This is a genomic window from Bartonella taylorii 8TBB (assembly GCF_902825155.1).
Classification (GTDB): Bacteria; Pseudomonadota; Alphaproteobacteria; order Rhizobiales; family Rhizobiaceae; genus Bartonella; species Bartonella taylorii_A.
The window spans coordinates 1-25,313 of sequence record NZ_CADEAG010000005.1; the positions used below are offsets into that span (position 1 = coordinate 1).

14 protein-coding genes and 4 pseudogenes are annotated in these 25,313 nt (G+C 38.6%); 10 read left to right on the forward strand and 8 right to left on the reverse strand.

The annotated features are described in order from the left end of the window. Positions 1–197 precede the first annotated feature (197 nt). The 3 genes and pseudogenes from J7R13_RS04890 to J7R13_RS04900 form a co-directional block, all read right to left on the reverse strand. A complete protein-coding gene (locus tag J7R13_RS04890) occupies positions 198–602 on the reverse strand; it encodes a hypothetical protein (protein WP_208437722.1) in 405 nt (134 codons plus the stop codon). Beyond that, a complete protein-coding gene (locus J7R13_RS04895; RefSeq protein WP_208437723.1) occupies positions 599–8,785 on the reverse strand; it encodes a hemagglutinin repeat-containing protein in 8,187 nt (2,728 codons plus the stop codon). Before J7R13_RS04895 ends, J7R13_RS04890 begins: the two co-directional genes overlap by 4 nt. Before the next feature lie 23 nt (positions 8,786–8,808). Beyond that, a pseudogene (locus tag J7R13_RS04900) lies at positions 8,809–10,427 on the reverse strand (ShlB/FhaC/HecB family hemolysin secretion/activation protein). 374 nt (positions 10,428–10,801) lie between these two features. On the opposite strand from J7R13_RS04900, the gene J7R13_RS04905 reads away from it, so the two are divergent. From J7R13_RS04905 to J7R13_RS04910, 3 genes are all read left to right on the forward strand, one after another. After that, positions 10,802–11,014 carry a hypothetical protein gene (locus J7R13_RS04905; protein WP_208437822.1) on the forward strand — a complete coding sequence of 71 codons (213 nt, stop codon included), beginning with the start codon at positions 10,802–10,804 and terminating at the stop codon, positions 11,012–11,014. Positions 11,015–11,221: 207 nt separating this feature from the next. Continuing rightward, positions 11,222–11,860, forward strand: coding sequence for an ATP-binding protein (locus J7R13_RS09600; RefSeq protein ID WP_246786282.1), 639 nt, complete (start codon positions 11,222–11,224; stop codon positions 11,858–11,860). Continuing rightward, positions 11,805–13,262 (forward strand): ATP-binding protein, encoded by a 1,458-nt coding sequence (locus tag J7R13_RS04910; RefSeq protein ID WP_246786283.1) that lies wholly within the window; start codon positions 11,805–11,807, stop codon positions 13,260–13,262. Before J7R13_RS09600 ends, J7R13_RS04910 begins: the two co-directional genes overlap by 56 nt. Positions 13,263–13,461: 199 nt before the next feature. Here the strand turns inward: J7R13_RS04910 and J7R13_RS04915 are convergent. From J7R13_RS04915 to J7R13_RS04930, 5 genes and pseudogenes are all read right to left on the reverse strand, one after another. Beyond that, positions 13,462–14,589, reverse strand: a pseudogene (locus tag J7R13_RS04915) (tyrosine-type recombinase/integrase). Next, a complete protein-coding gene (locus J7R13_RS09840; protein WP_281432492.1) occupies positions 14,590–14,715 on the reverse strand; it encodes a hypothetical protein in 126 nt (41 codons plus the stop codon). Between the two features lie 465 nt (positions 14,716–15,180). Beyond that, positions 15,181–15,354: a hypothetical protein gene (locus J7R13_RS09880; protein WP_343212172.1), complete on the reverse strand. Its 174-nt coding sequence runs from the start codon at positions 15,352–15,354 to the stop codon at positions 15,181–15,183. A 1,796-nt stretch (positions 15,355–17,150) separates the two neighbouring features. After that, positions 17,151–17,417, reverse strand: coding sequence for a type II toxin-antitoxin system antitoxin, RelB/DinJ family (locus J7R13_RS04925; RefSeq protein WP_246786284.1), 267 nt, complete (start codon positions 17,415–17,417; stop codon positions 17,151–17,153). A gap of 127 nt (positions 17,418–17,544) precedes the next feature. Beyond that, positions 17,545–17,850, reverse strand: coding sequence for a BrnA antitoxin family protein (locus J7R13_RS04930; protein WP_208437724.1), 306 nt, complete (start codon positions 17,848–17,850; stop codon positions 17,545–17,547). A gap of 325 nt (positions 17,851–18,175) precedes the next feature. Between J7R13_RS04930 and J7R13_RS09925 the strand changes: the two are divergent. The 7 genes and pseudogenes from J7R13_RS09925 to J7R13_RS04960 all read left to right on the forward strand — a co-directional run bounded on the left by J7R13_RS09925 (position 18,176) and on the right by J7R13_RS04960 (position 25,305). After that, positions 18,176–18,700 (forward strand): annotated as a pseudogene (locus J7R13_RS09925) (hypothetical protein). A 420-nt stretch (positions 18,701–19,120) separates the two neighbouring features. Beyond that, positions 19,121–19,378, forward strand: coding sequence for a hypothetical protein (locus tag J7R13_RS04940; RefSeq protein WP_208437726.1), 258 nt, complete (start codon positions 19,121–19,123; stop codon positions 19,376–19,378). Positions 19,379–19,970: 592 nt separating this feature from the next. Beyond that, positions 19,971–20,107, forward strand: a pseudogene (locus J7R13_RS09605) (XRE family transcriptional regulator); the annotation flags it as partial. 1,407 nt (positions 20,108–21,514) lie between these two features. Then, the gene (locus tag J7R13_RS04945) at positions 21,515–21,865 is read left to right on the forward strand and encodes an EVE domain-containing protein (RefSeq protein WP_246786285.1); all 351 of its coding nucleotides are present in this window, start codon (positions 21,515–21,517) and stop codon (positions 21,863–21,865) included. Positions 21,866–22,164: 299 nt separating this feature from the next. After that, positions 22,165–22,614 carry an SRPBCC family protein gene (locus tag J7R13_RS04950; protein ID WP_208437727.1) on the forward strand — a complete coding sequence of 150 codons (450 nt, stop codon included), beginning with the start codon at positions 22,165–22,167 and terminating at the stop codon, positions 22,612–22,614. A 569-nt stretch (positions 22,615–23,183) separates the two neighbouring features. Next, entirely contained in the window at positions 23,184–24,515 is a 1,332-nt protein-coding gene (locus J7R13_RS04955; RefSeq protein WP_208437728.1) for a TldD/PmbA family protein, read from the forward strand. After that, positions 24,502–25,305, forward strand: a complete 804-nt coding sequence (locus J7R13_RS04960) for a 3'(2'),5'-bisphosphate nucleotidase CysQ (protein WP_208437729.1) — start codon at positions 24,502–24,504, stop codon at positions 25,303–25,305. The genes J7R13_RS04955 and J7R13_RS04960 overlap by 14 nt, the downstream gene beginning before the upstream one ends. Positions 25,306–25,313: the final 8 nt, after the last annotated feature.

Sequence of the window (25,313 nt, forward strand, 5' to 3'; positions counted from 1 at the left end):
AGTTTTAAGGTTTGTTTCATTTTTCCCCTCTTTCAATGGATTTATTTACAATAAGAAGGCTCGTAAGCCTGGTGATATTTTCTGTCACCACTGTTTAAAACAGTGGTGAACAATATTGAGATGGCAGATTGAGGAAACAATCCCCTCATTTCAAGCAAAAGCAAAGATGGAGGATTGTTGATCATCACAAGAAAGACTTAAGGTTTGCATTCAGGTTGTACTGGACTTCTTTTACAAAATGAGCTGTTTAAACGCTTCTCAACACTTCGTTTTGGGATGACAGCACCAGGCTGGCAAATGGGAAGGTCTTTATAGTTATAACACCAATATGGACCACCTGATTTCTTACGGAACCCTGCTTGAACCATGCAAGCATAAATTGTTGCTATTGCATTGTTGTTTAGTTTTTGAACTTCATCCTCAAGATAAATAAGGTGCGGCATTCCACATTCTAACAATGCTTTTCCTACCTCAGTAGAATCTGCTCCTGGCTTCTCCCACGCATCCGCCTCTTCTCGAGGAGATTTATCGATGTTTTCAATGTCACATCCAGTGACACTTAACAAAATGAGTGCGCTTAATAATTTAAACAATGTGTTCATTTTGTTCTCCATAAATAACCTAAACCTAAATTATCTAAAATTGCATAAGGTGAAGTAATTGTTGCAGTATGAGGTGTTCCATAATCATGTTTACACTCATAACTCGCATCTCCATAGCAATTATGGGGACTTTGGTCATAACCCAATAGCGCTTTCCCTTGCTCTACCATTGGAATTGCTGGTGGATATAATACATAGGGGAACTTCAATGGTACCTTATAAAAAGTAGGTGGATTGTGACCAATTCCTGTACCAATGGGGTCAAGTAGATGGTTTTGTAAGTAAATATGATCTTTCTTGCCATCGCTTACGAAATATATTGCATTCGCTACCGATACACCGTTATCAGCCGGTCCAAAAAAACGGATATCTGTTTTGTACCCTATACCGTGGATGCCATGCTTTTCAAAGTCACGCAATCCATTACCCACTGTCATACTACCACGGCTATGCGCATTAACAATCGCCCCTGTATTGCCATAGAGATACATAAAATCCTGAAACTTCTTTGTCGAATTACTCAGCTCCCAAGAATTGCCTTCTAGAAACTTCTGATAAAAAGCTACCCCGAGCTCTACTTCCCATGAATCAGCTTTTGGAAAAGCTGTAAAATAAAATGGCTCAGACTTATTATCAACTAACTGAACCGCATAACGGGCTGCTTCATCTGGTGAAGTAAAAATGCCATTGTAGAACATACGCCTGTTACCATCCGAGCCTGCTTGTAAATGCTTTTCTTCTTCAGGCGTTAAATAGTGATACAGAATAATGTATTTTCCATGGCTATCTTTTATATACTCTCCATTTTCATCAGTTAAATAGAGCACATTGCCATTTTTATCGTGCTCAACCTCACCCTCAGGATGCTCTTTAACATTTGCGACTTCACGCACTTTGTCCCAATAATCAAATCCTTCATCCGATAATTTATTGATCATATCTAAGCGATTATGCACTGCTCCCTCAAGCGATGTGGCATCCACCGGTGCCACGGCTTGGTGGGCTGCCGCGGTGTTGCGGTTGAGAGAGCCGATGATTTCTCCAGCATCTTGTCCCATCGCCCTCTGGTTAGATCCACCGGTGAGGATGATGGTGCCATCACTGATAGCGGATTTGGTATATCCTTCCGCTCCATCATGTGCCTTCCCGTGATTTAAAACATTTTTGGCAATGTTTTTAATCGTGTCGTTCCCAGAAAGGCTAAACCCATGGCTACTGGCTTGCGCATGGGCACTGTTGATAATATCACTGGTAGTAATGCTTCCTGTGGTCAGGCTGTTTTTGTCTGCCGGCGCAGTGCTGGCAATGATACCTCCGGTCAGTGTTGTCTTATCTTTAACGTTGATCTTAAAGCCGCCATCACCCGCTTTGATGCCTGATTGTTCCACAACACTGTGATAATCGCTAGAGGATTTGTCCTTTTGGAAAGAAGCGCTCACAGAGCCTCCACCACCCGTTTGTCCAGCACCAAAGCCAACAGAAACAGAGTTTTGCTTGCTGGAAGTTTGTTCCGTATCACTGCGGCTGGTAATGGTGAAAGCACCCCCTACTTCCATTTCTACACGCTCTCCAGAAACCACTGCTCCCGCCAGTGTGGTGTTGCCTCCACTTATGGTATGAACTGTGCCGGTACCAATAATATGAGCGTTCTTTTGTTGAACCGCCTCGCTCGAGCCTTCTCCTTGACTAAAAGCAGCACTGCCCGTTGCCCCTGCGCCACCCGTGCCATAACCGGTGCCAACACTCATTGAAGTACTTTCACTGCTGTTTTGTGTGCTTTGCACATTTTGTGCACTTTCAAAGGTGATATCTTTCCCTGCTTCCATGGTGATATTCCCGCTCTGTGCATCATTGTCCAGCACATAGATTGGATTGGTACCAGCGATAATATCAGCTCCAACACCATGAATACTTCCATTGTGGGCATGCATATTGACAGCGCGCCCTGCTTCTATGCTATTGGTCACAGCGGTAGATGTCTGAACAGACGCTTCCGCTTTCTCTGTCTTAAAGCCCACGGTTACACTGCCAGATGCACCAGCAATATTGGCAAGAGCATCCTTGGTAGAGCCCCCCATCCCTCCTAATGTGCTGCCCAGTGTTTTTGTGATGTTACCCTTTTCCCCTGTATTCCCAGTCAGCCAATCAACAAAATTTCTGCCTTTGTTAAAGAGGTGATTGATTTTCATGCCGGTCAGTATGCCATTAATAACTGTGTTATTTCCATCCTTATTATTCATGTGATCTGCGGCATCTTTTAGTCCTTGTACCGTGCCAAGGACACCAATATCGCCAGAAGCTGTCACACCAGCAAAGGACTTTTCATGGGTCTCTTTGCCGTTAGAGATATCGTGGCTTTCTGACAGTGTGATAGTATTGCCAGCATCAATGTTGACATCACGATTTGCCGAAACATTTGTCGCTTGTAAATTCACATCATGACCCGCATTAAACTGCACATCTTGGCGTGCCATGAAGTGTGATTGTACGGAAGTGGTTTCCCATTGGTCCCCTGTGTCTTTGGCGCTTGCAATCCCAACCCCCACAGAAGCACCGCTGCTGCTCTTTTCAAACTGAATGCCAAAACCTGAGCGCTCTTCTTTTGAGCTTGAAGTATGACGATCATGAGCAACAGACACATTGACATCATGGGCTGCCGAAAGGTTAATATTCTCACCTGCAAAATCAGAGCCCACCACGTTCACATCTTTTTTGGTGGCGGTGATGGTGATATTGCCATCAGCATTCAGAGAAGAGCCTTGATGTTCAAAACTTTCTTCATTTTCTGTCTTTGACTCACTGCCGTATATCGATACAAAACCCTTGCCTGAACCCACACCAAAACCTGTTTCATCTGTCTGTGAATGGCTCTTATGGTGATCTGTCATGCCATCAATCGTCACATTTTCTCCCGTCACATTGATGTTTTGACCTGAAAGCAGATGAGAAGCAGTAATTGTGGTCTCTTTTTCTGCTTGCAAATCAACATTGCCCGTTGCCCCAAGGATAGAAGAAACCGTTGTGGTATGCGATTGAGAGCTATTGGAGGATTTCTCATGCAAAAAGCCACTTGAAGACGATTGTTCTTGCTGGTCGTAGTGTTCTTGCGCGCCTTTTATGAGAATATTTCCACCAGAATGAATGGTAATATCCGCTTTTGCCTGTTCTTCTGGTGTTTTCTCTCCCTGTGCGTTTTCTCCCAGTGTTTTCTCTTGTTTGCCAGCAAGCAGCATCGAGCCAATGATTGTTGTATCTTTTTCCGATTCAAGGGCAACACCTTTTCCTCCAGTGATGAGCGAACTCACAACTTCTGTTGCATCAATCTTGTTATGTTCGGATTTGCTGCTACTAAATGTTCCCCCCTCTTTATGATACGACATCTCGTAGTGTAAGCTATTTTCTGCATTGGTGATCAGGATATCATTGCTGGATTTCAACCCCACCTTGCCCTCAGCCGCAATGGAACTGCCCGTGATGCTAAGGTCATGCGCCTTTCCATCCTGCCCCGCAACAACCGTGGTATCACCCCCAGATTGTATCGAAGAGCCAACCGCATGAGAGGCTTGCATATCCACTTTCGTATTGTTGCCCTGAAGATGATATTCCACTTCATCGTCTCTCACCCCTACCGTTATCTCCCCTTTCGCGCCAAGGCCAACATTGCCCTTGGCATCTATATCGGAAGCAGCAATATGGATATCTTGACCGGCTAGCACAGTGGTATCTTTTCCAGAACTTAAATGAGAACCATTGTGTAAGGTGACATGGGAGGTTTGCCCATCCTGCGTATGATTGTCCAAGCTGTTGCCGGTGGCATCAATCGAAACATTGCCCTCAGCTTTTAAGAGAAGATTATCCTTTGTTTGAACATCAGAGCCTAAAACATTGAGATCCTTTCCAGAGGCAAGTGTCGTTGAGCCCCCAGAATTGACTTCCGATTTATGGTGCATGGTGGCATCACCCTGTTCGCTGTGGTAATGTGTTTGCGCTGAACCTATTGTCAAATTGCCCTGCTCTGTGGCCATGGCAAGATCACCCCCTGTGGTGATCTTCACCCCTGAAGCTGTGAGATCTTGTTTGGCAATCACGCTCGCATTACCACCAGCAGAAAGCGCATCGGTATTTAAAACAGTCTCCACACCTTCCACACTTGTGCGCCCTGCGTCAAAGCGGATGTTGTTTTCCGCAAGGATAACAGCATCACCACCAGCTGCAAAATGCCCTCCTTGAGCAAAAATATCCCCACCATGCACATGCAATTGGCGGTTTGCCGCAATACGCCCTGAATTGGTTATTGTGGAATTGCTGGTATTTTGGCTGGTGATATTGACATCATCCCCCATGATCAAAGCCCCAGCAGAGACAAAGGAGGCTCTCTCCTTTTCTGGAATGTAAAGCACCGGTGCGTAAACATCCATGCCCTTGATCTGTTGGCGCACATAAATCACCATCGGGGCTTCTAGAGAAGCCAATTGTTCTTCACTTAAAGGCTCACCAAAAGTCAAATTGTGTGTTTTTGCATAATCTGCCCCCACATCCAGCAAGTTTTTGACTTGTTCAATGGCATCACTTCCAGGAATGAAAGAGCCTTTGCCCAACCCTTGCCCCACAAGATCACGCATTTGTTTTTCAATCAGTTGCTTTTCAAAATAAGCATCCCCTAAGAAAAGCATCTCTCTGTCAGGATTGTAACCAATTCTATTCAAAAAATAGGCTGAACCATAAAACTTGCCAACATCGAGGAATTCTGCCCGCGTTTCATAAATGAAATTCTGCTTGGGCAGCGTGCCACCAACACCACCCGATTGAGGCTTTGGCAAAGGAAGACCTTCAGCCAATTCCCCTGCATTATTGATATCAATTTTCGGTGTAAACAAAGCACCAGCCCCGGTTAAACCGCTTAATGCATCCAGTGGATTTTTCTCAACCGCTTTTGCTTCAAAATGCGCATCTCCTGTAATGGAACCTTTCGCTGCCTCGTTGTGGAGTTGATCGACCACCAGATTTAAAGTACCACCCGCTTGAACAAGACCAGGAACTGCATCAAGAACTTCTGAGCCAATCTGGCGAAACGTACCATTGGCTATATCTAAAGAAACATCACGGCTTCCATCAGCTTTATAGCCATAACAACTGTCCGTGTTTGCTTTACAATGCATAAAGGTATTTTTATAAACAGTTGCCCCTAAATTGGTCAGCACATCGGCATGGATATCCGCATTCCCTCCTGCTTTTATAATGCTATAATGGTTGTCAATATTATCAGCGTTAATGATGAGATTGCCGTGAGATTCTATCAGTCCCGAAACAGTTGGTTTATGTGAAAACCCTTGCGTGACAGTCTCTTCTGTCATGTGTGACCAGTTACTATTCCCAAACCATCCTCCCCACCTATCACCATTCCATTGATAGCGTTTTACGGACTTTTGATCATAGACAGGCTTAAATTCCCAAGTAAATGCCTTGTAGACTGTTCCATCGCTTGAAATTGCGGTGCCATAGGTTTCTTCTTTGCTCACCCAAAGAGGAACATCCAAGAAAATTCTTACGTGCCCTTTAAAAGGTCCGGTATGACTTTGATGTTCGTGCCCCTTTCCCCAAAGGTTGGGACCATCCTGATATAACATCCCATCACTGAGTTGATCAGAACCCTTTGGTCTTTGGAAAGAAATATCGCTATATTCAGTTTTTTCCGTTATGACAGGTGTGCTATCGGCTTCGTTTTTGAGACTGTTGGTTTGGATATTTAAGTTTCCACCAGCTTGAATAAAGCCCGCTTTATTGACAAGGGAAAGGCTTTTTCCAGTACCTTCTACATTGGTGAAAGATAAATCACCCTCTGCAACAATGGCACCAAAATCATTGCGCAAAGCCCCATCAACTTGTAAAGCACCATTGCCCTTCACATAAATTAAACCGGTTTTGTTGTTGGTCACATCACCCCTCACGCTAAAGGCTAAGTCATGCCCTGCTGCCAATTGACCGCTATTTTCAAGCTCCCCTGTTTTGATGACAAAATCTCGTGCCGCTAAAACAGAGGTTGCCTCATCCACCATAACGCCTGGAGCAACAAAGAGAATATCTCCAGTCCCGCCTTCATCGGTAACGGCTTGTAGCCGTGCATGGTGAATATCAAGAACATTGGTACTTTGAAAATCTAAACCGCCATAAATCAGCGTGCTGCCCGAAACATAAATATGATCCGCAGTTAAATATAGCGTTTGCGGCGTATAAATATGAGAACGATTATTGCTCAAATCGAGAGTGTTGGCTGTCAATCTCACATCCCCCTTAGCAGACAGCACATTCTCAACACTGATCCCTCCTGATACCGATGTCAATGTGGCTGTGCCATAGCCTATGACCTGATCATAATAAATATCGTTGCCAGCAAAAAGGTCAATATTGCCACCACTGATAATATGTCCAACCTTTACGCCCCTTTGTGCTGTAATAGAAAGGGAACCTTTATCATGAAAAACAAGATCACCTGTAGGGTTCGAAGGGCTCACCTGAGAGTGAACAAAATCTAAACCTGTCATCAATGTGCCTGCATCAAGGCTTCCCACCTTTAAAACCGCATCATCACCCGTCATCATGGTAGAAAAATCAACCGCCCCACCATGAATGTCTGCTCTGCCATAGGCTAAAGCTTGCCCAAAATGAATGCCGGCATGAGGTTCAACATGAATGGCAACATTGTGATGCGACAGGATCGTTTGAGAAACAGAAAGCCCATGATATGCAACAAGTGTGACATTCCCTGCTCCATAAATATTTGCGGCATTAATGATCCCACCCACACTTTGGAGATCGACATCCCCATGGCTGCCCAAAACAAGGCTACCAGCAGCTTGTGTTGCTGCCATATCAACCCCACCAGCTAAAAAATGGGCTTGTATATCACCACCGGCATGCGCCCTTAAATTGCCCCCCGCTAAAACAGTATCACCAATATTCAGTGCGCCACCAGATTCAAGGGTCATATCAGCGCCTGACCCTAGCCCTGAAACTTGGAGAGCATGGCGCGAAGAAAGCTCCAGATTGCCCCCAGAGGTGGCTTTTCCGGTAATCGTTAAAAGCCCATCCTGCGCATCTACACTCAAATGACCATCCGCGCCAACTGTCTCTAACGTGACACCTTTTTTTGCTGCAATCTCAACATGCTTTTTCGACGTAATGTGCTTTGCATGAAGGGTATCGCTTTTTGATTGAAGAACAACACCATCATGACCAAAGACATCCTTCAACGAGATTTTTCCATCAGCAGAAAGATGCAACTGCCCCGCATTGGCTGCCATATCATGGCGCATACGAACCCCAACACCTTTTTCCGTTGCCACAAGTTTTATTCTGTCCGCTTGTAGAGCACCTAACGCAGAACCGTCTATCGCATATTCCGGCTTGCCGGTAATATCGGTCAACTCCTTCATCTGCCGAGAAGTATAATCAAAGTGACCCGTGCCTGCTGTCACCCCAATCTCCCTACCCGCAACAGCTCCTTCAAAATGCACTGTGCGTGAGACAATATCGACAATATCAACAGCCCCTTGGCTTGAGAAAAAATTCGCACCCTGGGGTCCAAAGGTGATATCCCCACCTCTCACCTCAAACCCTTTTAGAAAACCACTCCCATCAATTTCTGGTACACCCGTGGTTAAGGTCGCATGGGGCGTATTGATAAAGCCACAACCATCACAACTTATCCCATTGGGATTGGCTATAATCACATCGGCTGGGCTCCCAAAAACCTCTGCTGGACCATTAAGCGCACTGCGCTTGCCACTGGTCACTTCATTTAAAATCACTTTTGCCGAACCAGAGTAGCGCAAATGCGGATTGCCCGGCATAATACCACCCAACTGCGATTGTCCTACTTCTTGCGCATGATTGTTGAGAATGACACCTGGATTGCCAATATTGAAATCGTAATATTTATTGTGTGATAAGCCTTTGCCATTGGGTGTAACAATATCAATCGAGGGAACCCCATTGGGCGCTGCCACAATATCAGGACAATGAGCGGCACCTGCGTTAGGGTCAACAGCAATTTGCGCCTGTAGCGTTGCTGGTTGTAAAAGAAAAGGTAAACCAATCCCACCTAGCAAAACCTTTTTGAGCATCGTACTGGAGACTAAAACTTCAAACCATGTTGCTCTTTTTGCTCTCTTCTCATATCTCATGCTTGTATTCCCCAATAATATGCTTAAAGATTCATTGTTAATGTCATAAAAAATGTTCCAGGCTTCTTGTGCTTAACTGTGCTCCACAAAACACTGGAATAGCTTGCATCAAGGGAAACCATCCCCCCCGCAAGCTTGAACCCTGCTGTCCAACCGGCAAGCTGTTCATGCGTAAATCCGTACAGGGGTTGCGAAAAAACACGCCCATAGTCTAAACCAATAAAGGGACGCAATTCACCCAAAACTTTTTTCAGAGAAGCGTTGTTGCTCCACGGTAGTGTGCGCAAAGACAAATCATTACGAATAAAAAAACCGTTATTGCCAAAAAGCAAACTCTCGCGCGTTCCACGCACATTAGAAGCGCCGCCCAACGAAATCTGCTCAGCACCCAATAAATTATGCGGAGAATATTGCCCACTCAAAAGATTGCTCAGTATAAAGTCCAAGCCCCCTACCTTAAAAGGCGTCATGGCACTGATCGTACCGGTAAATTTGGCAAATTGCGGCTCTGCATCCCCTGCTCCTGGATCGTGCTTCCTGACAGAATGAAACAAGGGAAGACCTTGCAAATAACTGATATCAAATGTCCATGTTCCACCCAGCATCTGGCGGGAATGCGAAATCCCAAAATTGGCAACGCTATATTGACGACTGCCAACTTCAATCTTATTGCCAAGAAGGTAATTGTTGGTCTTTTTATAGGAAAGACCTAAATTCAGTGTGGTAAGTGAAACACTATCGCGGTGGAGAACCCTGCTGGTGCTGACATGCAATTCACTGGAATTGCCTGTCGTTTCTATATCTGTAAAGTTGCCCTTAATAATGCTCTGATAATCATAAAGATAGCCATTCAACGAAAATGTCCAATAACCGTAAGGAATACTCACACTCGCTGAAATATTATTGCTATGCCCTTCTTGCTTACTTCCACCCCAATAATCTCGTCCACTGCGTTGATAGCCAAAGTCCCATAAATCATTGAGCCTTAAAATATTTTCTACCTTTAAACCCGCACTATAACGCGCATATTAAGAACATGACCTTTCAGCCCTGGAAAAGCACTCCACACAATCTGATTATAACGAGATGCTGGAGAACCATTATAGTAAATATCTGAAAGCTTCCCCTCAACAACAACTAACTTCAGCTCTTTATTGCTTTTGATATCTTGGTCTGGAATATAAAAACGCGCCGTCACATAGCCTTGATCCAGATAAACTTTGGTTAACTGCTTGATCAATATTTGTATCTCAGAAAGACCTATACATCTCCCAACATAAGCATCCGTAACTTTTGCTATAGTCCGCTTGTTGATATGATAAACCCCATCAACAATGATATGGTTAATGTTGAAGCAACGTCCACCACCAAGATGCGCTCCTCGATCTCTTTCAGGAGAAGTGTACATTCCTTTGGGCGTTAAAGCGCGTAAATGCTCAATCCTTTTTAATCTTTGCTGCTCAGTGTGCTCACGGGCAAAATTATCTGTTGGTATTTGTGGGTATAAAAATGCCGAAGAGCGCGCATAAACAGTGACGCCAGAAAACATGCCAAACAACACTAAAATGGCTAGAAAAATTCTTAAAAGAGAACTTTGGCGTAAAAATACAGAAAACAATACAGATTGCCCCCCACTTTGCATCATTCAAAAAGCATTATTTAAAAACGCTTCATGAACATTTGAATAGTGATAAACTGATCACTAAAATAAGAATGGGCACTTCTATATCGATCTCTTTTAAAAAACAAGCATAATTTCACATCAAAACACAGTTGCAAAATGCACAACATCTTGTTCTCACTCAAGGGTTTGAGGTAGAAAATGAAATTAAAAAAGTGATGCTGATGTGCGTGCTGCTCTCTCTGACTGGTTGCGCGACAAATAAATATAGCTCTTCTTGTGTTGATTGGCTGCCCATTTATTTAAAACAGCAAGATCTGAACACCATCAGTTCAAACTTAGCAAGAGAGATCTTAAAGCATAACAAACAAGGTGAGTACTTGTGTGGAGGAAATATGGGTAGAAGAAAAATGGAAAAACACATAGATCTTACGGAAGCAGAAAAAGAAATCCTTCAAGAAATCATCATGACCTATAAAAGTGTAAAAGTGATGTCACGTTATACGAAATGGATTGTACTCATTATACTCTTATTAGCGCTTGATTTTTCACGTATTATGGATGCGTTTGTAAGTATTTTTATACAAAAACCAAATATCCGACTCTAAACATACTCTGAGACGAGCAAAATCCTTTAGAAAATGGTTTCTTAATTTTGCTCGTCTCATGGAGGCTATCAATAATAGCTTTACACATTTAAAACAGTGGATTTCAAAGAATTAAAAATTTGTTCTATAATAATAACAAATTGTTAATATACGTGTATTTAATAGGTATATTTTGTAATATTATCGGCTAAAAAGGTGGGAATAATTATGGAAAACGTCGCAGTTCAAAAACAAGAAAAGAATAAAACTGAAAAGTTTTCTATGAAAGAGAATCTTGCTGGAAGAGTTCGTCGTTTTCCTAAACCGTCCACTGAAATGGAAGCTTTGCAGCCTGTTTTTGAAGCAGTAAGCAACGCTATTCACGCGCTTGAAGATTCTAAGCAAGAAGATTACAAAAGCGCGGGAAACATAGATATAAAAATCAAAGATATAGATGATAATGAATCACTTGAAATTATAGTTGAAGACAATGGTGTAGGATTGGATGATGAGCACTTTCAAGCTTTTCGCACTGTAGATACTAATTTTAAATTAGAAAAAGGAGGAAAAGGAGTTGGGCGGCTGCTATGGTTGGATGCCTTTAAGAAAATACGAGTTAAAAGTATATTCCTTGAAGAAGATCAGCTTTACCAGAGAAGCTTTACATTTTGTTTGGAAGAGGAAAATCAGATTCTTGATCATTCAAAAATACCTCTTATTAATCAAGAAGTAACCGGAACAGAAATTATTTTTACCGGTTTAAGAGATGTAGCGTACCAAAAATATTTTCCACGCAAAACTGACACAATGATTGATCATCTCGGAGCACATTTTTTTTTCAGATTTAATTTTAGGAGAAATTCCTAAAATAAATTTTTGTTATGATCAGATATCTGTTGATTTAGCGCAGAAAATTAAAAATTATTTAGTAGACAATAGAGGAGAGATCACGCTTGAAACCACAGAGTTTGGTTTATTAAAAATTCGTAATTTTATTTGTAAGGCAGATGCTAGCCGCAACTTTAAAGGGAACCACCAACTGCATCTTTTCGCGCATGGTCGCACTGTTATTACTAAAAGCATCGATAACCTTATTGGTTTTGGAAAATTTGGAGATCAAGGACGAGTATATCATGGTTGCATAAGTGGCCAGTACTTAGATGATAGAGTTAATCAAGAAAGAACGAATTTTTCTTTTAAAAATAGCACATTGGAAAATATTTTACGTTTTGTTGTTGACCGTATTGTAGGTAACGTTCTTGCTCCAGAAAATGAGGAATATGAAAGAGCACGTTTAGACGAATTAAAAAAGTTTTGTAAAACCCATCCTTCCTATCACTTTGACAGTTATGAAAGCTTATTAAAAAAACTTCCTAAATCTGCAAAGGATACAGAAGACTTTGTTAAGACACTGGCTATTCATAAGCTTAGGAACGAAAAGAAGCAAAATAAGAGAATTGAAGAAATATACCGTGAAATTACTGAGGGAAATGCCAATACAAATAGTTTTTCCCAAAAAGTTTCTAAACTTGCAAAAGAAGTTAAAGATGAAGAAACAAGACAGTTAGCAGAGTATGTTATACGTCGTAAAGTTATACTTGATATTTTAGAAGAATTAATAATAGAATTTAAGAAAAATGTTGATGGTAAAGAAGTACCGCATCTAGAGAAAACATTGCATAAGCTTATTTGTCCAATGCGTGTTCGGGGAGATGATCCTGAATTTCAGGAAAATTTAACGCATGATTTATGGATTATTGATGAGCGATTAACATTTACAAAATACTTCGCTTCGGACGTGCCTATCAAAAAAATCGTGAATAATAGTACAGAAGAAGATCGTGCTGATTTAGTATGTTATGATCAATTATATGCCCTAGGACTTGAAGGTCGTCTTGATACAGATTTGGACAGGCTAATGTTAGTGGAGTTTAAAAGACCAGGTCAGAAAAAATATAAAACGGGTTACTCCCCCATGAATCAAATAAACAAATACCTCAATAAACTTAAAGGACAGCGTATAAAGACATTTGATAATAAGAAAATAAAGATTTCAGAGCAGTGTGTTTTTTATTGTTATATTATTGCTGATATAGAAGGTGAACTTAAAACGCAAACGTCTACATGGCAAAAAACAGCTAATGGGCGAGGGAGAACTAATCCTCTACAAGGTGATTTTCGAGGAAACGTTGAAATAATAGAGTGGTGTGATTTATTGGAGGATGCAAAATTAAGGAATGAAGCATTTATTTCTAGATTAAAGGTTTAATTTTTTGATGCGATAGACAATGTCTTTGTACATTTAAAATAGTGGCTAACCAAAAACTGAAAGCTTTATCCCCTCCGCTTTCAAAGCGGGGAAAGAGAGATTATATCGTAATCTATCCGCTAATCGCTTAAGTATTTCTTAGATACCTGACTCGACAATAGACATATTATCAAGCCTCTCCTGATATAAAAAACGCCCATTATTCTAAGAGGATACGGCGTTGCTCTAAAAAATCCGTTCGCATATAAGCTTTCGTCACTGAACTACCAACTGTATGTGCAAGAACAGTTTCGGCAATCTCAAATGGTGTTGACGTTGTCTCTGCTATCCAATCCCGTAAGCTTGAACGAAAACCATGTGGACGATAAGTCAAACCGCAAAGTGTCATATATTTTGCCATGGTAGCATCCGAAATCGGTTTGCCTTTAAGACCTGAAAAGAGAAAACCATCCTTTTCAAAGGGGAGAGTTTTTTCAATAACTCTCAAAGATTCATCACTTAGTGGCACGCGAAAGTCTGAAACTTTCCCTACAATACCTTTCATGTTTTCTTTTGGTATCGTCCATATATTTTTGTCAATTTGTTCAAGGCGCAAATAGCGCAATGGATATGACCGTGCTCCCGTCAAAATGAGTAACTTCAGTGCTAAATTTGAAAGGATATCATCCTTTAAGTTTTGATAAAAAACCGGCACTTCTTGCCATGGCATAGCAGGAATATTTGTTGATGTTGCACGTGGTTTTCCTAAAAGAGCGCGTGCTTTCATACAAGCCTATAAATCAACATCTAAACCAAGAGCCGCAGCATATTTCAAGCAAATATTGATACGGTTAAGTGCTTTTCGCGCTGTATCTGCTTTTTCATGCCAAAGGAGTGCGAGAACATTGCGAATGATATTGGCTGTTAATTTTTCTATAGGTAAATTACCTATGTGTGGAATAACGTGCAACTCTAGTGGAGAAAACCAGCGGCCGTTTTTGCCTTCATTTTTCAACTCTGCTTTTTTGCTTTCAAAAGCCGCTTTTGCAATTTCTTGGAAGATATTGCTTTGCTGTTTTAAAATAGTCTGTTCTCGAAAGACAATAGGATCATTGCCTTCTTTGAGAATATCACTATAATGTCTAGCAAGTTCGCGCGCCTCTTTTAAAGAGAGTTTTGTAACAGGACCAAGTCCCATTTCACGACGCTTATTGTGGTGCGTATAGCGAAAAAACCAAGAGCGTGTATTGTCTTTTCGAACATTCAACCATAGCCCTGCCCCGTCACAATATTTACCCTGCGGAAACGACTTTACGAATGATGCTGATAACCGATGAATCGCCCTCACTTAACGTCCCCTCTCGTCTACCTTTTCAGGCATTGCTCGTCCACCTTTTAGACCACCTTTAATTTCTGATTTGAGATTTTTTTTAATACTTAATTTTTTTATTGAATCATAAAAAGCTATAGACATCAATACATCCTTGCGCATACTTATATAATTTGAATCTTGTTGCTAAGCTCCTGCTTGCTTGCCGGCATGCGGCACCATTTTCTGTTTTTAAGTGTAGCTTGCCATCAAGTTTTATACTAAATTATTTTTTCAAAAGCTCTTAAAGGGGTTCTCTAAGGGTCTTAAAGACCTTTCAAATCCTTCTCTCACTTTTTTCGTTTTTTAGGTGTCAAAATCCAATTTGGTAAACAACGCACTTAATGGTAAGAATTACACATGAGAGTAATAAATTATGATGTATTCCTAACTGCTCTACTTAGCACAAAGATTAGTGTCAAACTACATACGCTAAGAAGCTGTGCATTCATGTGTTGTTACAATACCTATCACCATCATCAAATATTATCTCATTGCCCTTCTCCTTTTTGCGTTCTTTAACACCTTCCCCGTCCTAAAGAACGAGGAGAGGAAACAATCTTTTTAAAGTTAAACTGCTTTCATGACAGACTTTTCTAAACCCATATCATAAACTCGTAATAAAGAGTCCATACCATGAGGCAGTTCTGGAGCTCCAAAATCTGTGAAAATTACCGATATTTTTGTAATATTTGGCACTTCATTGTGAAATTTTAAAATCAAAACTTTTTCTACTATGCTCATAATATCAACCGGAACACTATAGTCTTTGTGATTTAGGTATTCACAATTGACAAACTGAAACAACGCTATCCACAAATAGTACAAAAGTTGGTATCTACCTTCATTATATACCTCCACGCATTCACGTTCTCAAACATCCAATCCTCTAGATGTGATAAGTTAAAGGCAGAATCTTTTCTATTCCATCGTGTTTTGGGATGATAATAACAGGATAATCCATGAAACCTTTTTTGATTTTTATTCTGATAGGGTAACATTGGTTTAAAAAAACAAATCCATAGAGATGCGTTATGAATAGTAGTGTCGTCTTTTATGTTATTTGTGGATAGCGTTGTTTAAATTTTCTCATCATAAAGATATTGGAAAAAATAACTGTAATGCTATCATTTTGCTCATAGATGGGGAGTAGAAGCTTTAGTATTAAAACTTCACAATGAAGTGCCAAATATTACAAAAAAAAATCGGTAATTTTCACAGATTTTGGAGCTTCAGAATTTTCCAATATTTAAAATATTTTGTTGAACGTTTACAATCCAGATTAAGATAGTTTCATTAAAAATGGTTGCTTAAATTTGAAAAATATAACTCCCCTTCTCACCTTCATAAGTGAGAAGGAGAATTAATGCAAAACATTTTTTTACAGTAAAAAATAAAGGATTATTATCTTATGCTAATTGTTAACATAGAGTCTCATTACACCAAACTCAAAAGATTAAACTCACCAAACAATTGGCCTATTATAAAGAAGAGGATATAAAAGATGAACCATTAGAAAATCTTCTTGCACATTTAGAGGATAACACCCTCGAGCAAAGACTAGTTATCTTATTCAGTAATAGATCATTAAAAAGTATTATTAGTGACTAGAGATGAAAATACAATGGTGGTTTTACCAGTGTCGATCGTGAGCATATAGATCTCACAATAAGACCTGCCCTAATTGAGCAGATAAATAAGAAATATCCAGAAGCAAATATTCAACTCTCTATAATCTCTGAAAGCTTCGTCGAACCAGTAAAAAAGCAATTGATGGTGGATCCAACCTTCTATATTTATAGCTTGCATAAAATGCAAAATACTAACGATAATAAACAAAACAGCTATTGAGATTGTAAATTCCTTTATTGTTATTTTCCATGGCAAAAATGAGTATTCAACAAAACTCTTTTGAGACTGGAATGTTCGTTTAGCCTTAGCCAAAAAACTTTATCTCGGATTGCGTAAGTTGCAGAAAATGTACGTAAACATCTGAATATTTTATGTGGACCTGTTAACAAAAAGGCGATGGTATTTTTAAACAGTTCAAGAAGACTTTAGTTTTAGCAGATAACAGACCTGCATTTGCTTCAGCACACATGAAAAGGATTGTTGAATATAAGCATTTGATAAAGTACGATATAGTTTTTAACACTACAGGCTAACATGGTGAATGTTGTATAGTGCTTCATTTTGCTTCCTTATGGACTAGTTATTAATCTCAATTTCAACTTATAGGCGCTGTTAGAATGCCGCTTAAAATGAATATGAAATCGGAAATCCGTTGTTTAATACTGTGTAGTCAAGCTTTACATGAAAACTAAGACGCAGAAAAATTAATTAGTCTTGACCAATCAAATAATAAATCAGAACAAATATGGTAGTCTCGATAATTACTCACATTTCCAGTTAATGCATAACCACAATGCCGAGGTTCTACATGCTAATCATGCTACTAAGACTCCAATGATTTAGTGTGAACCAGTATCTAAAAGATACCGACAGGTTCTTTTATTTCACGCCTGAAGAGAATAGTATGTTTAATCATCCACATACAAATCATCAAATAGTCTGTTTATAAAATTAAGCTTCTTTAAATTGCCTTCATCTGGTTGTGCAAAAACTGCTATAGTTTTCGCATTGGGTTGAAACAAGACAGACGGAATAGCTTCATCTTGCACAATACGCATATCATCAACTCTCTCACAACATCCCTTACTTATAAGCCAGAGGCTTTTACAACCTGACTTGTAACATTTTTTATATTCTTCCGGTATACGCGCCCCAACCCTGCAACTAACAGCCATAACGACGCCCCCTCTCTTACTTGTATTTTAAAGTCATACAAGTAGATTCTAATCTCAACCATAAGCTGACTAGCTTATGACTTTATATCATAAAGCATCATTTTTTAGAATGGAGAAGTAGTTTGATTTAGCAACCGCTTGCTTTTTTTAAGACTTCACCCATACGTGCTCGCCAATCTTTGCCTTGTTTTTTAAAAGAAGCAATAACATTCGGATCAAGACGTAGAGTAACCGCTTGTTTAGGATATTCAACCGGTGGACGCCCACGTTTACGGCGTTCTTCTGTTACATACTTAAAAAGGGAGGTAGATAAAACGCCTTTAGCTGGTTTTAGGCTCGCAAGTTCTTCATCTGTTAGTGGTGGAGAATCCACGGTGCTTGAATCTTCTTTTGTATAGACACATCCTATTTCAAAAGTTTTTTTTATAGTCATTGCAAATCTCCCTTTCTTTTTATTAGCTTGACGAAAACTGATAACGGACACCGCTTTAATAGCACACTTAACAAAAACAATAGCTGTCGTACCATCATAAAATATCCGATAGTTTTCGCGCATTTTGAATGTGCTGAATCAATAAGATCATGCTTCCAATCAAAATAAATAATATCGGCAAAATAAAGTTTATGTTTAAGAATGTTGAAAGCTCTTTTGAGTTTATCCGAAACTATCTTCATATATTTTATGCATACTTTAAATATGACAATATCAATAAATAAAGTGTGCGATAATTTTCATAAACTATTCAGAATAGAAAGATATGAATAGGGAAGATCGGCAGAGTCTCTCGCTTCATAGATTTGCGCAAAAGATGCGTTTTTCTTCTAATGCTGTTGTTTTTCGATTTAAAATCGGAAATTTGCTGGTCTTTTTGAAGATAGTTCCATCAATGAAACTCTTGCAACAGCCATTTGGAATGAGAATCCAATGAAGTACCACTACGCACTTTTAATACTAGATGAACAACCACAGACGAAGATAAAACAAACTCCACAGATGGAACCAATGAATGCAAGATCAAATTGGAAAGAATACAAGTTGCACTTGAAGGATTGTGGGAAACGGCTGTTAATTGAGAAGAAATAAAAAAGCACCGCGCGAATTTGGGAGAGTATACCGTAATGCCATGTTAATTTCTCCCATCGCTTTGGCGCGGACATTACTGCCCAAGTTGGGAGTGGTATTACTAGCCTTATGAGCACCATTGATCATATCATAGGAAAAGCTCTTTCTTGAGGAAGCTCGTACTCCAATCCTTTTTCATGATCCTCAATCTCCCGATTAGAAATATGCATAACCGTAAATCGCTTGAAATTATAGTTAATGATATAGAAGTTGATGATGAGTACCTTCAAGCCTTTTACATTATAGATACGATTTTAAATTAAAAAAGGAGAAAAGTGGGGCAGCTACTGTGGTTGGATTTCTTTAAGAAAATACGAGTTAACAGTGTATTTCTTGAAAACGATTAACTTACCAGAGAAGCTTTAAGTTTTGTTGAGAAAATAATAATCAGATGTCTATTGATTTAGCGAAGAAGATTAAAACATTAATAGCAAAAGCGAAGAGACTGCGCTTGAAGTTGTAGAGTTTTCTTTATTGGAAATTCGTATGGTGATTGCCAACCATAACTTTAAAGAAAACCATCATCTGCAACTTTTTACATATAATTTCATTGTTATTACCGAAAGCATAGATAATTTTATTGGTTTTAAAAAAATTGCAGACCGAAGGTTTGGTATATCATGGTTGTATAAGTAGTTATTATTTAGATGATAGAGTTAATCAAGAAAGAATTCATTTTTCTTTTAAAAATAGCACGTTGAAAAATACTTTACGTGCTGTTGTTGAAAGTCTTGTAAATCGCGTTCCTACTCCACAAAATGCGGAATCTGAAAAAGCGCATTTAGATAAATTAAAAGAATTTTGTAGAATTTATCCTTTTTATAGCCTTCATAGTTAAGATATTGGCTATGCATAAGCTCAGGAGAGAGAAAAACAAAATAAGAGAATTGAAAAAGAATGTTATAATGGTTAAGAAGTAACGCATCTAGAGAGAAAATTGCATGAACTTATTTATCTTATGCTTCTTAAGGAGAATGATCAGTATCCTTCAAAACGTTTGATTTATGAATTATTGATCAGTAATTCACATTTACAAGATATTTTACTTCAGGTCTTTTTTCTATCAAAAAAATCATAGAGAACAGTACAGAAGAAAACCGTCCTGATTTAGTATGTTATGATCAATTCTATGCTCTAAGGCTTGAAGAGCGTCTTGTTGCAGATCTTGGCAGATTGATGTTGGTGAAATTTAAAAGAAAGCATACAAGATCTACAAGGTGATTTTCTGGAGCTTGTTCAAATAATAGAGTGGCATGATTTATTGGCGGATGCTAAATTAAGGAATAAAGTATTTATTTCCACATTACAGGTTTAATTTTTTAGAAGTGTTAAACAATATTTTGCGTATTTAAAATGAGTGGTAAATAAAAGACTAAAAATTTGTGCTAAAATCATAAGGAATATTTATCCCTCTAACACGCTGTCTCTAGATACTTACACCTTTTGGTAAAATCTTAAGCAAACTTCACATTGATCACTCTGAATGTTTTTTTTTAATATGGCTAAAAAATTAGATGTATCTGTAGCGTTTTTATCTTCTGTAGAAATTGGCAAAAAGTCTGTTCCAGAAAAATAGCAAAAAAGAATGCACTCTGTAAAGTACATAAATCCTATTCCTTGCGTTATTCTGAGCTGAAAGACAGCCTATTGCTCTAACGGAATACGCCGTTGTTTTAAAAAAATCTGTTCGCATGTAAACTTTTGTCACTGAACTCTGAATGAGCAAGAACAGTTTTAGCGATTTCAAATCATGAGAACGATAGATTAAGCCGCAAATTGTCATATATTTTCCATACTTGCATCAAAAATTGTGTGCTTTTAAGATCAGACAACAGAAAATCATCCTTCTTAAAAGAGAAAGATTTTTCAATAACTTTTAAGGCTTCACCATTTAGTAGCATGCGAAAGTCTGAAACTTTCCTTATAATCCCTTTCATATTTTCTTTTGGTGTCATCCATATATTTTTGTCAATTTGTTCAAGACGCAAATAGCGCAATGGATACAACCGTGCTTCAGTCGAAATCAGTAACTTCAGTGCTAAATTTGAAGACAGATCATCCTTTAATTTTTGATTTGAGATTTTCTTTGATACTTAATTTTTTTATTGAATTATCAAAAGCCATAGACACCAATACATCCGTGCGCATCTTTATATAACTTGAATCTCGTTGCTAAATTTTGTTCTGCCGGCACACGACACCGTTTTGTGTATTTAAAAATCAACACAAATAATAGGTTGCCACCTCTAGTTATTTTTAACCCATCTACTCATCTACCTTTTGATACATAACGAGATCTCTTTGTATACCATAAAAATTTTTAGCCAATTTACTTTATTATAAATGGAAAAATCAAAAAATCTCATTTTGACTGTTATGTAATTCCTCAAAACTATTTTAACAGGAATTTAAAAACTATCATTAACACTATTATATGATTTTTAACACGTGATGCCGTCAGATTATCTGTGTATATACACTTATTTGTTGTTAACAAAAACTATAAAAATCATTAGTTTTTTGTTTTTATCAAATACTCAAGAATATACAAAATAGAATTTATACTCTCGTGTATTTTTGATTTTTACATCGAACCTCCTACGTTTTATGCTTTAAAGATATGGCAATTATAATGTGAGCTAGATGGGTTAGCAGAAATAGAATATATCTCCTTTAAAAATGGATGTACTAGAGAGCAGTGTATACGGGAGATTTTATTAATCCTAAAATCTTTTTCAATTCAATGACTCTTCATGAAACCTTCTTGAGAGATTATATTTTAGTAAAAATGTTATGATTTTTTGTTGTTCAGTTTCTTTCTTCCCCATACAGTGTTATTAACAGCTTATCAGCTATAACAGATTTAATACCCAGTTCTCTCCTGTAGCTTCAGCAATGCAGAAAGCCCATCTTTATTGTTGGATCACTTTAAAAGAGGTATTTCACTTAGTGTAGAAATATTACTTAGTGAATAGTGAATAAAAATGAAACATTGGATAGCTGTAATTTCTCGAGCCCACGCACGCTTTGCAGCAGAATTTGGCTCCTTCAAGTCTGTCATGGTAAAGCTGGTCCACTTCGAAAAACATCTAAGGGAGATGAAGCCTTCATTTACTGTCCACGGAACGAAATAGGCACTGGGCAGGTTCTTCAAACAATAGAGTTTCAGTGTATATTTAAAGATGATCACATTTATCAAATGGAGCAAGCGCCTAATTTTGTACCTTTTCGAAAAGATGTTATTTTTAATAAACAAGCACAATCTATTATTTTAAAAGAGATTCAAGGTCTTGATTTTTTAACTAACCCCCATTGGGGATGTTAGCACGATGAGTTTTTTTTGAAATTACAGCTTACGATGCAGCCCGAATTTGCGAAGCAATGGGAATTCATAATGGCTAATTATTCAACTTTTTTGTTATTTTTTATTTCTGATAAAATGTCTAAAAGATTTCTTTAAGAAACTTGAATATCCCTTTTTGATTAAAGAACGGTCTAAAATAAATGAAAAAATAACTTATGTATATACTTTATTTTATTTACCGTTACTGTATCTTTAATGACAGTTTTGACATTATCCTTTTGTGCATTTAAACATAATGATTTGTAAAAAAGGGAGTCCTCATGTTTAAATGGACACATAGTGAAGAAATTAATACAGAGGCAAGTGCTGAGCAAATTTGGGCTATGTGGGAAGACGCGGCAACTTGGCCTTGTTGGGATCACAAACTTGAGTGGGTAGAACTTCTTGGTGCTTTCAAAACAGGAACTGTAGGACAAATGAAACCTAAAAAAGGACCAAAAGTAATCTTTACACTTGATAAAGTTATAAAAGACGTTTGTTTTTCTAATTATGCTAAACTTCCTTTTACGCGAATGACTTTTGATCATGAATATATTAGTTCAACAAAATCTGGTTCTTCAAACAATAAAATTCGTCATACAGTAACTATGTCTGGCATACTTTCTCCTTTATTTAGAATGATTATTGGATCAAAAATAAGGCTACATCTTCGTGATGCGATGATTGAAATGAGCCGTCGTGCTCTTACTGAAAATAAAACTATCCCCTAGCTATACTCATTCAAAAAAAATTTGATGTTTTTTCAGAAGAGATAATGTAGGAGTTATCGCTTACATTAGAATGAGGTAGTTGAGCAGTTGGTATTTGACAATTCAATTATCCACGGAACATTTTTCAGTTATTCGTTTAAATCTGATGAAATCATCGTACGGAATCAATACTGCACTGATTTCATAAAACGGGATTAAAGAATGCTATAGAAGAAGCCATAAAAAATTTTTGCATCCTCATGAATAAAAAACGTGTGGTTTAAGTTATGTTACGATTATTTGAACACTCGAGGATTTAAGGTTAAAGTTAAGTATATTCCTAATCTGTTATTGGTGCGATTGTAAATTGTGTTTGCTTTACAAAATGAAAGAAGCAAATTTGGAAAGTTGAAATTAAAGAAAATTTACAACATATTGTGTCTTTTCGAAAAAAACTATTTGATTTGCTGAAAGAAAAAAGTGCATGGATGATGCGTAATTTTTAGATATAAGTATATAAGAGTTATATTTTTTATAAATTTGCCAAATTGCTTATCCATGTAAATAATGAATATTTAAGGGAGCCTATGATGACTGACAAAAACCAGATTGATAAAGCCACTTCGTTAGTTGAAGCGGCAAAGCGTTCTGGGGCAGATGCTGCTGATGCTGTTGTCGTTCGTGCACATTCTACCAGTGTATCGGTTCGTTTTGGAAAAGTCGAAGCAACAGAAGCTTCAGAGAGCAATGATTTTACATTAAGAGTTTTTGTTGGAAAAAAAGTAGCAAGTGTTTCTGCTAATTTAGCAGCTTGTCCGCACGAACTAGCAGAACGTGTTGTTGCTATGGCAAAAGCTTCTCCTGATAATTTATTCGAAGGTTTGGCAGATAAAGAGTATCTGGTTAAACATCCTAGAGATCTTGACCTTTTTGATGATTTTGTTCCAAACAGTCATTTTCTAACAGAAGATGCTTTGAAAATGGAAGCCGCAGCTCTTGATATTAAAGGAGTGAGCAATTCTGGTGGAGCCGCTACATCTTATGGCCATAGCGGATTTGTTCTGGTGACCAGTGATGGTTTTTGTGGAGCTTATCATTCCAGTGGTTTTTCACGTTCTTGCAGTGCACTTGCTGGTAAAGGGACAGAAATGGAACGTGATTATGATTATACAACTGCCTTACATTTTTCTGATTTGGAAGCAGCAGAAACTGTAGGAAGAAATGCAGGGGTTGGAGCAGTTCGACGTTTGGGAGCAGTTCGGGCTGCTACGGGGGTTGTAGATGTTATTTTTAATCCGCGTACAGCTCGTGGAATTGCTGGGCATATCGCATCTATGGTGAATGGAGCATCTGTGGCTCGCAAAACAAGTCTTTTACAAAATCTCTTGGGAAAAGCAGTGATGAAACCAGATGTTAATGTGACAGACCAGCCTTTACGATTGCGTGGGAATGCTTCTCGTCCCTTCGATGGTGAGGGAGTAGAGGGGAAAACATTGAATATTATTGAAAATGGTATTTTAAAAAACTGGCTTCTTTCATCGTCTTCAGCGCGTGAATTAGGGCTTGAAACCAATGGTCATGGCGTACGTTCGGCATCATTGGTCCAGCCAGCGAGTACCAATTTTGCTATTGAACCAGGTTTAGTATCACCTCACGATATGATAAAAGATTTGCAAAGTGGGTTTTATGTGACAGAATTATTCGGACATGGCATTGATTTTGTGACGGGACAGTACAGCCGCGGTGCTTCTGGTTTTTGGATTAAAAATGGTGAAATCTCTTACCCTGTAAGCGAAGTAACGCTAGGTTCTGATCTGCTCCATATGTTGGCGCATTTAATACCTGCGAACGATATTGATCGGCGTTATAGTACAGCAGCTCCAACTTTATTAATTGAAGGGATGACACTTGCAGGAAAATAAAATGCATCATTCTTCTGATTTAAATCTTTTGCTTGATGTTTGTCGAGAAGCAGGAGATTTAGCAATGAAATATTTTGGGTGTGCGTTGGACGTTTGGATTAAAGAAGGCAGTTCACCAGTCAGTGAAGCAGATTTTGCGGTTGATCATTTTTTAAAGGAAAAGCTTCTTAGAGAGCGCCCGAATTATGGATGGATTTCAGAAGAAACAAAAGATGATCGAGAACAAAGAGTTTATGAGCGTTACTTTGTGGTTGATCCTATTGATGGAACGCGTGGTTTTCTTTCTGGCAGCACCTATTGGTGTGTTTCAGTTGCGATTATTGAAAATGGGCGTCCTATCGTAGGTGTCGTGCAATGTCCAGCTCAAGGAGACGTTTATGCAGCTGTTACCGGTCGAGGAGCGACATTAAATAGTATAGCGCTTCCTCTTTTGGTCTCTCAGATCAATAGAAAATATAGAGTTTCACTTGATAAATCGCTAGTTCAAAAATTGCCGGAGGATTTTCGTAATCAAATCAGTTTTTATCACTACATTCCCTCTCTTGCATATCGTATTGTTCTTGTTGCTCAAGACGAAATTGATATTGTGTTGGTTCGCCCCGATTGCCATGCATGGGATATTGCCGCTGCTGATCTTATTTTACAAGAATGCGGAGGGCGTTTTCTATCGTTTGATGCACCTGTTATATCTTACGGAATTGAACCTTATCAATATGGGCTTTTAATTGCTGGTAAAAATAATTGCTGTCAAGATATGATAGATGTTGTTCGTAAAGCAAAGTTAGTTTAATCACATAA